Origin of the sequence: Prevotella sp. P5-50 (assembly GCF_002251295.1) — a bacterium.
In the GTDB taxonomy this organism is placed as follows: domain Bacteria; phylum Bacteroidota; class Bacteroidia; order Bacteroidales; family Bacteroidaceae; genus Prevotella.
In genome coordinates, this window is sequence record NZ_NPJA01000039.1 from 67533 (window position 1) to 81696 (window position 14164).

General features: G+C 49.2%; 10 protein-coding genes. All 10 read right to left on the minus strand.

Features of this window, described 5'->3' with window-relative positions; translation table 11 throughout:
* Window positions 1-4 precede the first annotated feature (4 nt).
* Entirely contained in the window at window positions 5-574 is a 570-nt protein-coding gene (locus tag CIK88_RS09120) for a hypothetical protein (protein ID WP_094389434.1), read from the minus strand.
* 35 nt (window positions 575-609) lie between these two features.
* A complete protein-coding gene (locus tag CIK88_RS09125) occupies window positions 610-2256 on the minus strand; it encodes a leucine-rich repeat domain-containing protein (protein ID WP_094436016.1) in 1647 nt (548 codons plus the stop codon).
* Window positions 2257-2259: 3 nt separating this feature from the next.
* Window positions 2260-3255 (minus strand): hypothetical protein, encoded by a 996-nt coding sequence (locus CIK88_RS09130; protein ID WP_094389436.1) that lies wholly within the window; start codon window positions 3253-3255, stop codon window positions 2260-2262.
* A 1-nt stretch (window position 3256) separates the two neighbouring features.
* Window positions 3257-4318, minus strand: coding sequence for a hypothetical protein (locus CIK88_RS09135; protein ID WP_094436018.1), 1062 nt, complete (start codon window positions 4316-4318; stop codon window positions 3257-3259).
* 56 nt (window positions 4319-4374) lie between these two features.
* The gene (locus CIK88_RS09140) at window positions 4375-5271 is read right to left on the minus strand and encodes a fimbrillin family protein (protein WP_094436020.1); all 897 of its coding nucleotides are present in this window, start codon (window positions 5269-5271) and stop codon (window positions 4375-4377) included.
* Window positions 5272-5319: 48 nt separating this feature from the next.
* Window positions 5320-8850, minus strand: a complete 3531-nt coding sequence (locus tag CIK88_RS09145; RefSeq protein ID WP_094436022.1) for a fimbrillin family protein — start codon at window positions 8848-8850, stop codon at window positions 5320-5322.
* An 83-nt stretch (window positions 8851-8933) separates the two neighbouring features.
* A complete protein-coding gene (locus CIK88_RS09150; RefSeq protein WP_094436024.1) occupies window positions 8934-9851 on the minus strand; it encodes a fimbrillin family protein in 918 nt (305 codons plus the stop codon).
* A gap of 572 nt (window positions 9852-10423) precedes the next feature.
* Window positions 10424-12535, minus strand: a complete 2112-nt coding sequence (locus tag CIK88_RS09160) for a prolyl oligopeptidase family protein (protein ID WP_094436028.1) — start codon at window positions 12533-12535, stop codon at window positions 10424-10426.
* A gap of 59 nt (window positions 12536-12594) precedes the next feature.
* Entirely contained in the window at window positions 12595-13065 is a 471-nt protein-coding gene (locus CIK88_RS09165) for a PaaI family thioesterase (protein WP_094436061.1), read from the minus strand.
* A gap of 35 nt (window positions 13066-13100) precedes the next feature.
* Complete coding sequence (locus CIK88_RS09170; RefSeq protein ID WP_094436031.1) at window positions 13101-14138, minus strand: alcohol dehydrogenase; 1038 nt, start codon at window positions 14136-14138, stop codon at window positions 13101-13103.
* Window positions 14139-14164 lie beyond the last annotated feature (26 nt).

Genomic DNA, 14164 nt, shown 5'->3' on the forward strand with positions numbered 1-14164 from the left:
TATTTTATTTCTCGTTGATGCTGATGACGGTAAGTCCGCCGTTTCTGCCGGCTACGAACGAGGCTGTACGCTCGCCGCCACGCTCGATGTAGGGCAGGAAGAGGGGCTGCTCCTTGATGAAACAGCCTGTTACGAAGCGGTCGCCAGGCTGCAGTTTGCTGTTCTCTGATTTCTCTATTTCATAGGTGCTGTCGCCCAGATAGCGGAGCTGCAGCAGACGGTTGGGACTCCAACCGATAGAAACAAGAGTACCTTCTTGTAAATCGCTACTTACCAGCTGGCTTGCCTTGAAGAAAGAACTGTTGTACTTGGTGCTGGTCTTGAGCCAATGGGTAAATTCCATGTAGTTCTTATGCCCGATGTATTGGGAAAGCACATCGAGGGTTACCATGCGCGGCTTATGATTGTCGCTCACGTATCCATAGAGTCGTTTGAGGGTGGATGGAGAAATAGTTCCACATGTTTTCTTCTCCAGATAGAGTGAAAACTCTTCGAAGTCGGTTGTCGTGGCAAGAATCTTGCCATATTTCTGTTCTACGAGCGATTTGAGCTCTTCTATTTCTGGTGTTGTCATAATTTATTCTTTAACAGTATGAATGTTCGACAATTTTATTCTTCAACGATATGGGTGAATTTGCCCCATATCTTATGGTTCTGATACCCCTTTTTCATGCCTGCAGGAATGTGGACCACGCAGGTGGTGAAGAGGTTGGTTGCCTTGTTGGAGAAGGCGTTTTCTTCGCAGTAAGGTATCATGGAAGCAGAAACATAGAGGTCGGTAAGCGGACTTTCATCGAAAGCGTAGTTGCTGATATGTTCGGTTTTTACTCCTAGATATACTTTCGTGAGCTTCCTGCAGCCTTGGAAAACGCCCGTAGGAATCAGCTTGATGCCTGCCCCGAGATGTATTTCCTTTATCTGGCTGTCCATGAAGGCACCTTGCCCTAAGGTTTCAACGTTGTCTGACAGATAAAACGTCTCGATGCTGCATTCCTTGAAGGCGTAGGCGCCAATGGAGGTAAAGGTGGAAGGAAGGGTGTATTTGCCCTTCTTGCCCATCGGAAACCAGACGATTTTGTTGCCTTCTGCATTCAGCAGCACGCCGTCCAGACTTTGGTAGTTTGCGTTGGCAGACGAAACCGTAAGGGCTTCGAGCGCCGTGCATCCGCTGGAAGGGAGAATGCTGTCTGCTGAGGCAGGAATCTCTATCTCGCGGAGCGAAGTGCAATCGGCAAACGCATCTTTCCCGATGGTGGTTGCATCGGCTGGGAGAACTACGTGGGTGAGCTTCTCGCAACCGGCAAATGTGCCTTGCACAATCTGGTTTTCTGCAGCTTCGTGATGATAAGGACCTACCATTCCGCCTGCTGCGAGGTGAACGTCGGTAAGGACTATATCTGAGAGCTTGCCTGGGGTGGATGCATTATTATTGTCGCGCCCCATCATCAATCTCAGACAACTGAGGTCTTCGCCGTTCAGGGTTCCGGCTATGGTCAGCTGGGTATAATCGTAAAGATGGTTGCCCATCAGCTGGGTCAGTTCGCCAGTTTCGTTTAGCGTAATGGCGTCGCTCGTATTATATTTGATGGCGGTTCCTATGGTTTCTCCTACCGTATTCCGGGCGAAAGGCTGAAACTCGTAGTGGGCATTCCGCTCCAGATTTCCGATACGCAACTTGATCTTGCCCTCCTTTCCGTCAAAGTTTTCTAAGATGTATTTCTGCTTGTTCTCCGGCTCGCCGGTCTGATAAACGTAGCATCCGGTTTCGGTCATCGGTTCGCCGCCATCATCGGTTATTTCGTAACTTACGAAAGCGCTCATCGGTCCGTGGCTCAAGAGCGTGGCCGATGTAAGTTTCGGACTCATATTGGGTAGAGTGGTGAAACTCATCATGTTGCTGGTTGTGGTTATTCGGCCGTTGTTGCCCTGCAGCATATAATAATAGGTAGTGCCCGCTTTGAGCCCCGTCAGAACCAGCGAGACGTCAGCTCCCTGGGCATGAACCTCGCTGGTATTGAGGTCCATGCTCTCCGAAGTGCCGTATCTGAACAGAAGTTTCGGCATTTCTGTTTCTCCCTCTATGGTAGCTGATCCGTTGAGGGTAGCCTCTGTTCGGGTGATATGGGTCGCCTCTGTGGTTATCAGATGCGGCTCCAGATAGGCAGGCTTATCGCTATTGCTGCACCCTGCCATCATCATGTTTCCTATCAGGAGGGCAAGAAATCTGATGTTGCGTAATATGCTTTTTATGTTCATTTCTTACTTCTTTTGTTTTCCTATTTTAATACCTATGCCGATGCTGCCCTGCCATTGTTTTCCGGCGATGGTGATGGCTGAGGCTGCGATGCTCACTCTGTTGAACGAGGCGAGCACACCCAGCTGGGCTGCGAAGCCTTTGTGGGTAAGGTCTTCGTTGAGCAGGTATCCGCCTCCGCTGCTCTCGGTCTGTTGCCAGGCTGTAGCGGCTTTGCCGTAGCCTACGCCTTCGAAGAGACAGAAGCCATGCGTGATGTGGTGGATGGCTCCAGCGGTAAAGGTGTAGTTCTGGTGGCGTGTACTGCCTGTATAATAAGGTTTGATGCTGCTGCCCGGCGTTAAACCTTCTTTGTTGCAGGTTCCCTCTGTGCTGCCTATGCTCTTGAGGTTGCTGCTGGCATGGATAAAGAAGCCGTGGCGGCGCATCAGGGCGAAGAAGAGACCATAGGACGGTCCGTCTTCATGAAGGGATAGCGTGGCGAGCGTGTAGAGGGCGAGTGGCATCTTCTTACGTACTTGTGGGATGGCAATCGTATCTATTACCGTCTTTACCTCTACGATGGTGTCGTGCTTCTCCTGGATGATAGGAGTAGGCTTGGGCAGTTTCAGTTTCAGCTCGTAGGTCATTCTGTTTTCCAGCGGTTCGCTGAACCGGTAATCGCGGAGCACGCCCCATTCCGGATGCTTGATGGTAAGCAGTTTGGAGCCTTTAGGAAGATAGAGCCAGATTTCGCCCACTTTATCTTTTCGCGATACGATTCCGAGCGGGGTGGAGAAGGCAAAGTCGGAGGGTGCTTCTACCTTCACCAGGGCACAAGGGTCATCGTTGAGGTCGCGCACGGGGGTGATAAAGGCACTCACGTCGTTGGGCAACAGACGGAAACCTGCTACCGAAAACTCTTGTGCCTGGACGGATGCCGACCACAGGCTTAATATGAATAAGAGTATCGTGAGTCTAAAACCACCAACTCTTAACTTCTCACTCCTAACTGCCATCATATTATTCTAAATTAAAGTCTTGTATACTGATTACATCGTCTCCGCTATGTACGGTTCCTGCCGGTTGCCAGGTACGCACGTGGATGAGCGGCATGGACGGGTTGCGGAAATCCCAGATCAGAAAGAGATAGCCGTCGTCTGCGTAGCGGTCGCTCTTGTATTGTTGTCTTAGGGTGACGCTGTAAATGCCGTCCATCGTAGGATGGCGCATGATGCGGAATCCCGAGAATTTCAGGTCTATCTTTTGGTTGACTGTAAATACCTTCGCCAGTCTTGAAATATAGTCTTTCTTCGAGTGAATGGCGTAGGTTACTTTTGCTTCAGCCTGACACTTGTTGTCGTTGGCTACAGGTTTTACCACGTTTCCTACGATGATGAGTGCCTTGTCGCTAAACACCTGTTTCAGAAAATCAAGATCCTTGGTGGTATAGGCTGTGCGGAAATGTTCGCAGTAGTTGAGGATGGTGTGGCGGCGTCTGGCATCGGTCTCTGTGAGTTTGCCCTGCATGATTTTCAAGGCTTCCTTGTAGAAAGGATTCGACTGCGCCATCGTCTTGAGATCTACCTGCGAAAGATGGCTGGTCTTTCCTGCTTTTGATGCCTTCGCTTGCCTGCTTGCCTGTTCTTCCGGTTGGTAATCAGTCGCACTCTTCGTGCCTTCTTCCGTCTCTCCGTTCATCAGCATCTGCGCCTGCTGCCTGTTGGCTTCCGGAACCGCATATTTACTGTCTTCTGTGAATACTACCATACCCTGACGGTCGATAAATCCCTCTCTCTTAGAGTTTTGCTCGCGGAACCGGAGCTGCCCGTTGCGGAAACGGGTGTCTAGCAGACAGCCACGCAAAGGGATGGTAAACAGCTCGTTACCGTCTGCATCTTCTACCACGTATCGCTTGCCTTTCGCGCCGTTGTCCTGTTCTACAAGTTCCAGTCCTTCGTTCACTCCGTATCGGATTTCCTGACAGTCGCCTTTATAAACGGCAGAGGGCAGCAGCCACAAGGCTGCCACCCATCCTCCGAGAAGGAATGCTAGAAGGGATAATATCAATACCGTCTTCTTCATTTATAATTCTCTGTATTCTTATCATTCATAGCCCTTCGGGAGAAAGGCTTTCTTATTTATTTCCCCCAGTTCTGAATCTCGCCGCCTATCTCTATCTTCACCTGGTCTGGGTTGTCAGAAATAATGAAGTTGACAAGATGTTCGGTTCCGGGTTTAAACCAGAATCTGCTCTCGAAGAGATAACTTACACCTTTCATTACTACTTCGATGAGTGGTCTTCGGTTTTCTATGCGTTGAGGCACGATGATGGCCGAGTAGATGTAGTCGCTCTCCTGATGGGCGATGATGCTCTGCTGGGTTCCTTTCACATAACGGGTTGCTACGCCTGCCTGAAGGTCGATGGTGGCTGTAGGTACCGTGCTGTGGATGGTTACCTGGGCATGGGTAGGCATGTCTCCCTCAAAGTCTTCGCCCTTGATCAGGCGTATCTTGAGCTTGCTCATGATGTGCTTGAAGTTGAGGCTGATAGGGGAGTTGGATGCCTGGATGTCCTTGCTGGTGGCAAAGAGCAGGTCGCTTGCCTCGTAACCGCCGGGTGCAGTTGCCGTCTTCGGGGTACTCTGGTCGAGGGCTACGCTGAAAGGCTGGTCTGTCGTGCTGCTTACGCCCTGTATGTATGGGTAGTAAGCGTAGGCGTTGTAGGTGCCTTCGTCCCAATAGAGGGTGCGGGCGGCTTCCCATTTGCTGCCATCGTAGGTGAGCGCTTCGTTGTTCACGAGATTGCCGCCTATTTCGAGTGGAGCCTTGCTTTCTGCCACGTAGAGACCTATCTTGTCGTTTGACTCGAAACTGGTTGCCGTGGCACGGCTCTGGCCGGGATAGTTTACGGCAAAAGTCATCGGTGTAGATTGGGCATCCTTGAAGCGGGAGGTTGTTTCCACCTCCTCGCTACATGAAACCATTCCTAATATAGCCAACGCAAAACTGGCGTGTTTTATTATATGTTTCTTCATTTTTTTTTGTTTTAATGGTCCATATTCTGATTTACCTTGCTCTCGCTCTTAGCGATGCTTTCTAACCTTTGCCATTTTCAGCGGACTGCCTTTATGGAAGACTGGAGCATGCTGGTAGGTTCCGGATGTGCGTTGGTCGCCATTGCCGCCGAAAGCACGGCTTTGTACGATTCCCGCATCCCGCTTGTCGTTCTTCACGAAATCTTCGAAACTGTAGGTTTCTCCGGCATAAGCCTTGATGCGCTTCACGATACTCTCACGGCTGATGGTGCTGTAGTAAGGAATATCGTTGTTCATGCAGGAGTTCGGCTCCGAACGGAAGACGCCTCGATTGTGCATGTAGCCTCCCTCGTAAATATCCACGATGTCGCTATATCGGTCGTCGAAAATCAGATGACTCCAGCCTACGCTATGTATCTTGCCGGTAAGTTCCAGGTTATCAAACCAACCGAGTGACTTGGCTGCTTTGAATTCAAAAACGTGTTCGCAGCAGGTGCAGTCGCAGAAGTCGATGAAGGCGTTGTGATAAATGTACTCATCGCCCAACTTTCCGAATCCGTGTCCGCCTGCCTCATGCTGGATTACGCCACGGGTATCGAGTGGATAGTCGTAGGTACTCTGCGGACAGAAGGCAATAGCCGAACCATCTTCCCACATCTGGCAGATGCCGCCGTAATCGGTAGAATTAGGAACGATGATAATCAGCGTCTGATTCAGATTGCCCTTGTTGACGGTTGGAGCGCCCAGAGCATAATCGAATACTTCGTCATAATCTGCCTTTAATCCTACGCCACCGGTAAAGGTGGTATTGAATCGGTTGTAGCGGATGGTGTTCACGGTTCCTACGCCCGATTCCGTAGAAAGCGGAATGGCGGTATAGACGTTGAAGTAATCACGGTAAGTCTTGTAAGGCTCAATACCGAAGAAATACTCCACTTCCTGCTTGATATCCTTCAGATATTTGCCGCTGGCAATATCTTTTGCGCTAAAGCCGTCGCCGAGCAGAACGATGTTGATTCCACCATTATTGCCCTTGGTAGCCTTCTGTAGGGTAATCCATTCGTCCTCTCCATATTCATAACCATACTGCGAAACGCTACATTCGTGGGTATAGTCTTTGTCTTTCAGGCGGAATACCACCTTTCCATCACGGCTATCGGCATTCTTAGCCATTCCCTTGATGGTCAAAGTAACTTCTGTTTTCTTGTTGCCGCTGGCAGGAGAAACCTCACACCAGTCTGGCTTGCTGGCTACTTCCCATTCGCCCTCGGCGTTAATCACCAGTTTCTGCTTGTGCTCCGTGCTCAAGGCGCAAGCTACAGATGGACGGCAAACGAGCTCGTGGTGAGCTGCGATACGCTTGAAGTCGCACCAGCCTGGTGCAGCCTGATACTGGGAAATGGCAGACTCAGGAACTTCGAGAGTGAAGTTATCCTTGGCTACGCCATCGAAAACTTTATCTTGTACATAAGCAGGCATATCACTTTTACAAACGATACTATTTATACCATAGCACCCTTGGAAAGCTCCCCCATCTTCGTTGTAACTATTTTCTGCCCGAATGCTTTCCAAACTCTCTGGAAAGACGAGACCTTCTATCATTCTACAATTTGCAAATGCTCCAGCACCAATCGACTGTAAACCTTCTGGAAATTCAACTATACCCATTAATCGCCAGTTGTTGGCAAATGCTCTTTTACCAATGCTTCTAATCGTTTTTGGCAGAACAAGTTCCCCTGAGAAATCACAACCATTGAAGACTTCGTCAGCAATAACTGTTAAGTTTTTCGGCAATTTAAGTTCGCCTTTTAAGGCACAGCCTTGGAAACAGTTGTATCCAATAGACGTTATACCATCAGGAAGAGTTAGTGTTCCATTCAGATTGTCACAAAACTGGAAAACACTAGTTGGTAATTTGTGAACACCTTGCGGTATTGTAATACTACCAGTTAAGCTTTTGCATCCATTAAATGCTCCATCGCTAATTTCTGTAAGTTTTTCAGGGAACCTTAACTCTCCATGTAAGCCTTCACAACCAGCAAAAGTGTTATTGCCTGCAATGCATTCGAGGTTATTTGGCAATATGAGCTCACTCGTAAAACCACAATACGTGAACACACCTCCATACCACCAAAGGTCAATACCTCGTCCTAAATATTTGAGTGTACTTGGTAGTGAAAGAGTTCCATTCATAGAACGGCAATCATAGAATGCACCGACTTCTATTTCCGTAACTCCTTCTGGAATAATCAGAGAACCCGTTATATTTTGGTCGTCTGCAAATGCAGCAATTCCTATTTTAGTCAATTTGTCAGGAAGAACAAGAAGATTTAAAGATTTCTTGCCTCGTAATGCTTCATATGGAATTTCATAATCATTATGTGGATACATTCCTTGAGCTCCACCTGTCAATCTCTGTTCTCCACCTCTAATAATTACTTCCTTTAAATTCAATGCCGCAAGATTCTCCATAGAATCTCTCATAAAATAGAAATCCTGTGCACTAATTTCACCCGTAATCTTCAGATTCTTAATCTTGGTATAGTCCTTATTAGCCGCAGCAATCGCCTCTTTCAGGTGACCTTTCGTTGAGTTGATAACCACATACTCCTTCGCCGCAGCATCATGGCTTACCAGATCATTCTCCCAAGGAGTAATGCTTTCGCTTACCAAAGTCAGTTTGTAAGCGCCGCTTCCTGCCTGCTTATCTACCTTGATGCCGAAGTTCATCATCTTGCCAGCCACATAGGTAAGTGCCTCGTTCTTAACAAATTTATAAGGTACGCCGCCGATGGTGATGCTGAAGAGAGTTGTGCCGGCTGACACGGTTTGAGGAACCACGATGGTGCGCCACTCGTCGTTAGTACGAGATGGGATGGTCATGGTGTTCTCTACAGCACCTGCAGTCTTGATTTCGCCAGTAGAAAGGTTGATGCTTGCCTTGCGGGCTACGTTGGCTGTCAGAACAATCTTCTCCAGATTCGCCCATTCGCCCTCGGCAAAACCGGAACCCTGGATCAGGGTAACGCGGGCATTAGACATGCGATGCGCCATAGGCAAACGGATTACGCTGGTGGTAGGAGCCACATCAGACACCTTGCCCCAGAGAAAATCACTCGCTTCGTAGCCACCCATTTCGCCATTCTCGGTAGCCTTGCTCTGGTCTTTCTGAACTTCAAACTGATAATCTTCGATGCTCTCTGGGTTGGCAAACGGATAGTAACCATACACATCAATATGCGTATGCTTGTCTTTCCAGAAAAGGTCATAAGCGGAGTTCCACTTATAGTTAGGCTCATCGAAAGTGTGGCGCACATTATCGCCACGGTTGCCGTTTACCTTCAGGGTTCCAGGCTTGTTTCCCTCGTAATCTACGATGTAAACGCCCATCACGTCGCCGTTGCAGAAACCGTTGTCGTTGACGCGGGTTACGGCAAGCTGGTCGATATCGCCAGAAAGCCGGATGCGGTTGCTGTCGTGCTGCTCGGTCTTGTCGCCGAAGAAGTCTTCGCTACAGCCCGTCAGGAGCATGGCTCCTGCCGCAAGCAGATATAATAGGGAATGTTTTACTTTTTTCATAAATAATTCTTTTTGGGTAGATGGCCTTTCTCAGTAAGAAAGATCATCTCGTATTATTTCTAGATAGAAAATCGTCTGTTCTGTTATTCAGCTGTTCCGCCATAGTCAATACCGTCGTCTTCCCACTTGCTGATATTTACATTCACGCCGTTGCTGGTCTTGCTGAGCGTAACGGTAAACTTATACTTCTTGCCAGCCTCGAAAGCGGAAAACTGGGATGACTTAGGGAGATTGAAATCTCTGCCGTCAACATTTACGGTAATGAGATTTCCATCGCCTACGGCTTGCGGAATGATGAGCGCCATGTAGCTGTTGCCTTCTTCCTTGAGCGGAATGAGGTTTGTATCATCACCCTGGGCTGTTACGGCACCTGTAGAAAGATTGGCTGTAGCCTGTGTCTTCAGACGGTTGATCTTTACGCTAATCTTGGCTGCAGCAAGCGAAGCCTCTGTAAATCCGTTTCCTGCCACGAGGTTGATGATTATCTGGCTCAACACGTGCTTGGCTTCTATCTTCACGGCGCTTTCTGTAGGAGCCGCATCTGTAGTCTTGCCTATCAGAAGTTCGCTAGCCTTGTATTTTTCCGTTGTGCTCTGGTCAGCATTTACGGTCCAAGGCATCGCCTCTATGTTGCTGATAGTGGCTGTATATGGATAATAAATGTAGAAATCGGCGTGGGTGCTGTTGTCTTTCCAGTAGGTTGGAGTTGCAGCCTTCCAGGTTCCATCATAAGTAAATTTCGTGTTGTCTATATAGTTACCTGTCGTTTGAAGTGTTGCGGCAGAGCCATCGGCTTGATGGTTGACAACAAACAATCCTATCTGGTCTCCCGTTTCAAAAGCCAAATCAGTAGCACGGGTTATCGAAGTGCTGATGTTGATAGGTACTTTTGCTGAAGGGGGTGGACTAGGTGTAGGGTCTAATTCTGAACCTCCACCGGAACATGCGGTTAATGCGAGGAGCATGTTCCCTACGATTGCTAAATACTTCTTCTGTTTCATGATTTCTTCGTTTTATATGATTACTTTTTCATAGGTGTATCTGGAACAGCTAGTTTCATTTACTTTGCAAAGGTAGGAAAAGAAGTGGTATTATACAAGTTCATAATGGTTCATATATGGAAAAGGTGTTAAACAACATGTTTTTAGGGGAGCGGAAACAGGGGAACTGGTTCCAGTTCCACTTGCCAACTGTTAAATCCGTGAAAGCATTGCTGTGTATGTACGATTTTGCTTTTCAAAACTGTAATACTGTAACTGTAACGCAAAAAAAATCGTTTTCGGAAACTGTCAACTGTCAAACTGTAACGCTTGGAATTGACATTGGTTTTGCTCTTATGATGTCGGAAATGTACGATTTTTATCCATACACAATGTTAGGAAAGTGATAATATATTGTTATTAAATCTACCTGATTATGGCACTCAAAGAACGTTTTCGTTAAGCCAGATGAGCAGACCCGAACTCGTTCGAGGTCTGCCATGGCGAGAAAACGAAGGATGAAATCCAATCTCCACCTTCACAGTTGAATGTTTCAAAAATAATCACCGCAGGATAGATGCGGTAAACAGACGTTACTTCATCTTCACACCCATTTCATGAAGCAAGAAACCGAAGATGTCTGCCTGCTCTTCCATCTGTTTGGCAAGAGGCTTTCCACTGCCATGTCCTGCCTTGCTGTCGATACGAATCAATACAGGCGACTTGCCACTCTGACACTCCTGCAGACGGGCTGCAAACTTGAACGAATGGGCAGGAACAACACGGTCGTCATGGTCGGCTGTCGTGACAAGAGTGGAAGGATAGCTCACACCTGGCTTCAAAGTATGGAGAGGGGAATAGCCCTTGAGATACTCAAACATCTCAGGACTGTCGGCGCTCGTACCGTAATCGGGAGCCCAGTTCCAACCGATGGTGAACTTATGATAGCGCAGCATATCCATCACTCCCACTGCTGGGATGCAGACACGGTAGAGGTCGGGACGCTGAGTCATACAAGCTCCTACCAGCAAGCCTCCATTGCTACCGCCATAGATGGCAAGATGGTTGGAATCGGTATATTTCTCGCTGATGAGCCACTCGGCTGCTGAGATGAAATCGTCAAACACATTCTGCTTCTGCAGTTTTGTACCTGCCAAATGCCATGACTCACCATACTCACCGCCACCGCGGAGCGCTGCATAGGCATAGATGCCGCCATTCTCCAAGAAGGGAATGCGCATGGGTGAGAACGATGGGGGATAGCAAATGTTGAAACCTCCATAGCCATAGAGCATGACGGGATTCTTGCCGTTGCGCTTGAGACCTTTACGGTAGGTGAGGAACAGAGGCACCTTGGTGCCGTCCTTGCTGGTACAGAACACCATCTCTGTGGTATAGTCGTTAAGACGGACGTTGACCTTGGGCTGACTTTCTACCTGACTCTTGCCTGTGGCAGGATCGAAACGATAGATGGTGGTAGGAACGGTATAGGAGGTGAAACTGAAGAAGCACTCGTCCTGTTTGCGGCTGCCGCTGAATGAGGCGCTACCAAAGGTTGGCAACTCAATGCGGCGGAGACGCTCTCCCTTGACAGAATAGAGCCATGCCTCGGTACAATTGTCTTTAGAGTAGGTAAGAATCATGCGGTCAGCGGGCAGAAAAAGCACATCCTGAAGCACACCGTCTTGCTCACCTACCACTTCATGCCAGTCGGTCATGCCGGGTTTACGCACGTCAGCCACCATCAAGCGGTAGCGTGGAGCACCTTGGTTGGTGAGGATATAGATGGAATCGCCGATCATCTCTACAGTCGAATAGGTCTTACTGGCGTCTGCTGTCATCTGGATAAACTGCGAGTCTGCCACACGGAGGTCGCGCACATAGAGGTTGTAGCCTTGGTCCATGCCAGACTCGGTAAGAAACATCAGCGTCTCCTCGTCGTTGAGTCCTACACCGTAGAAGCGCAGGGGTTGTGCCGGGTTTTGATAGAACAGCACATCATCGCTCTGAGGGGTGCCGATGCGGTGGTAATAAACTTTCTGTACCTCGTTCTTCGCTGAGGTCTCAAGGCCCTTCTCAGGTGCATCGTAGGCACTGTAATAGAAACCATCGCCTCGCCATGTGGCATTGGTGAATTTTGCCCATACGATATGGTCGTCAAGGAGTTTTCCGGTTGCCACATCCTTGACATAGATTTCTTCCCAGTCGCTGCCGCTACGCGAAATGACGTAGGCAAAATAGCGTCCGTCGTTGGAGAAGGAAATGCCCTTTACCGCAACGGTTCCGTCGGTGCTGAGACTGTTTGGATCGAGAAAGACGCGCTGTTCACCACCCAACTGGTCCATCTGATAGAGCACCGACTGGTTTTGCAGTCCGTTGTTGCGATAAACATACCATTTGCCATTCTTTTTGAATGGGGCATAGACTTTCTCGTAGTTGACAACCTGGCGCAACCGTTTAAGATATTTGGCGCGCTGTGGAATCTTGGCCAGATAGGCATTGGTCACTGCGTTTTCTGCTTCGACCCATGCTGCCGTTGCTGCGCTGGTGTCGTTTTCGAGTGGACGATAGGGGTCAGACACCTTCACTCCGAAATACTCGTCGATGGTATTGTCGGTAGGTGGCGTAGGATAATGCAGCTGTTGTGCATAAACGGCAGCGGCAGTCAAAGAGAGTGCCGCTGCGCAAAGAATCTGTTTTATCATAGTTGTTTCGTTTTGTTGTTCCCGGATATGTTTTTCTAAACGTGCTCAGCGGTGGATTTTCATTCCTCCACTTCGCAGGGTTTGAAGTGCATGTCTCTTTCGGCTTTTTCTCTCGGAAATGCAAAATAGGTACATGTGGCTTCTGTGCATATTTTGCCAGAAGAGTCGGCGAGTGTGGCATCGATGATGATGATATTTCGCTTCTGCTCGCGGATATGGGCTCGCACGGTCACCTCTGAATCGTCGGTTGATACGGGGTGCTTATAGTGTGTCTCCATCTTTGAGGTAACACCTGCTGTTTGTAATTTGCGAGTGACGACCCATCCGCACACCTCATCGAGAAGTAATGCCTGGATGCCGCCGTGCAACGTATTGAGCCACCCTTGGTAGTTGGCAGACGGATGCCATTTGCTGACGATATCGTCTCCGTCTTCGTAAAAGCAGAGGTGAAGACCGAAGGGGTTGTCGGGGGCGCAACCGATGCAGTTGTAACCTTTTAATCCGGTCCAAGGATTTGTGATTTTCTTCATGTCCATGTTATCTGTGTTGTTTTTTAATCTTGCTTTTAATCGTTATAAATGGCAATCTTGATGACGTTGTCTTCCTTGTTTTCGAAGATGCGATAAGCCTCTTCGATGCGACTGAGCGGGAAACGGTGGGTAATGAGCGGGGTGGTGTCTATCTTGCCTTGTGCGATCAGTTGGAGCACCTCGGCACAGTCGCAACCATCTACACCACCTGTTTTGAAGGTGAGGTTCTTGCCATACATGTCGGGTAACGGCAGCAGTTGCGGCTTATCGTAGAGGGCCACAATGGAGACGATGGCATTGGGACGGGCACACTGCCAGGCCAGTTGGAAGGTGTCGGGACCTCCTGCCACTTCCAACACGCGGTCGGCGCCTCCATGAAGGCTGTGGGCGGCTGTGAAGTCGCAACACTCCTCGGGGGTGGTGACCAACACATCGGGATAGTTGTTGCGGATGAACCGGCGTCGTTCTTCTGACTGTTCACAGACGATGATATTCTTCGGATGCTTGAGCATGACGCAGAGTAGGGTGCATATTCCCGTGGGACCTGCTCCGATGATGAGGACGGTGTCGTCGGGACTTATCTCGCTGATGCGTGCAGCCCAGAAGCCTGTGGCGAGGATGTCGCCAACAAACAGCGCTTGGTCGTCGGTCACACTGTCGGGGATGCGGTTGAGGCCTTGTGACGCCAGTGGAACACGCACGTATTCTGCCTGTCCACCGTCAATGCGACAGCCTAATGCCCATCCGCCGTGGGGCGAGGTGCAGTTGTTGACATAACCGTGACGACAATAAAAGCAGTCACCGCAGAAGGTTTCTACATTGACCGTCACGCGGTCGCCGACGCAGACACCCTTTACCTCGCTTCCCGTCTCTTCTACAATGCCCACCATCTCGTGGCCCATGGTTATGCCTGGTACGGCACGGGGTACGCTACCATGCTTGATGTGCAGGTCGCTGGTACAGATGCTGCCCAGGGTGACGCGCACGATGGCATCGGTGGGGGATTGGATTGAAGGGCGTGGCTTGTCGGTCATGGCAAACTTGCCTTTTTCAATATAGGTAAATGCTTTCATATCGTCTGATTGTTATTGAGGGGTAT

Bases quoted from the DNA above. Each gene is read 5' to 3' on its own strand.
- CIK88_RS09120 (WP_094389434.1), bottom strand. From the start codon at position 574: ATGACAACACCAGAAATAGAAGAGCTCAAATCGCTCGTAGAACAGAAA.
- CIK88_RS09125 (WP_094436016.1), bottom strand. From the start codon at position 2,256: ATGAACATAAAAAGCATATTACGCAACATCAGATTTCTTGCCCTCCTG.
- CIK88_RS09130 (WP_094389436.1), bottom strand. From the start codon at position 3,255: ATGATGGCAGTTAGGAGTGAGAAGTTAAGAGTTGGTGGTTTTAGACTC.
- CIK88_RS09135 (WP_094436018.1), bottom strand. From the start codon at position 4,318: ATGAAGAAGACGGTATTGATATTATCCCTTCTAGCATTCCTTCTCGGA.
- CIK88_RS09140 (WP_094436020.1), bottom strand. From the start codon at position 5,271: ATGAAGAAACATATAATAAAACACGCCAGTTTTGCGTTGGCTATATTA.
- CIK88_RS09145 (WP_094436022.1), bottom strand. From the start codon at position 8,850: ATGAAAAAAGTAAAACATTCCCTATTATATCTGCTTGCGGCAGGAGCC.
- CIK88_RS09150 (WP_094436024.1), bottom strand. From the start codon at position 9,851: ATGAAACAGAAGAAGTATTTAGCAATCGTAGGGAACATGCTCCTCGCA.
- CIK88_RS09160 (WP_094436028.1), bottom strand. From the start codon at position 12,535: ATGATAAAACAGATTCTTTGCGCAGCGGCACTCTCTTTGACTGCCGCT.
- CIK88_RS09165 (WP_094436061.1), bottom strand. From the start codon at position 13,065: ATGAAGAAAATCACAAATCCTTGGACCGGATTAAAAGGTTACAACTGC.
- CIK88_RS09170 (WP_094436031.1), bottom strand. From the start codon at position 14,138: ATGAAAGCATTTACCTATATTGAAAAAGGCAAGTTTGCCATGACCGAC.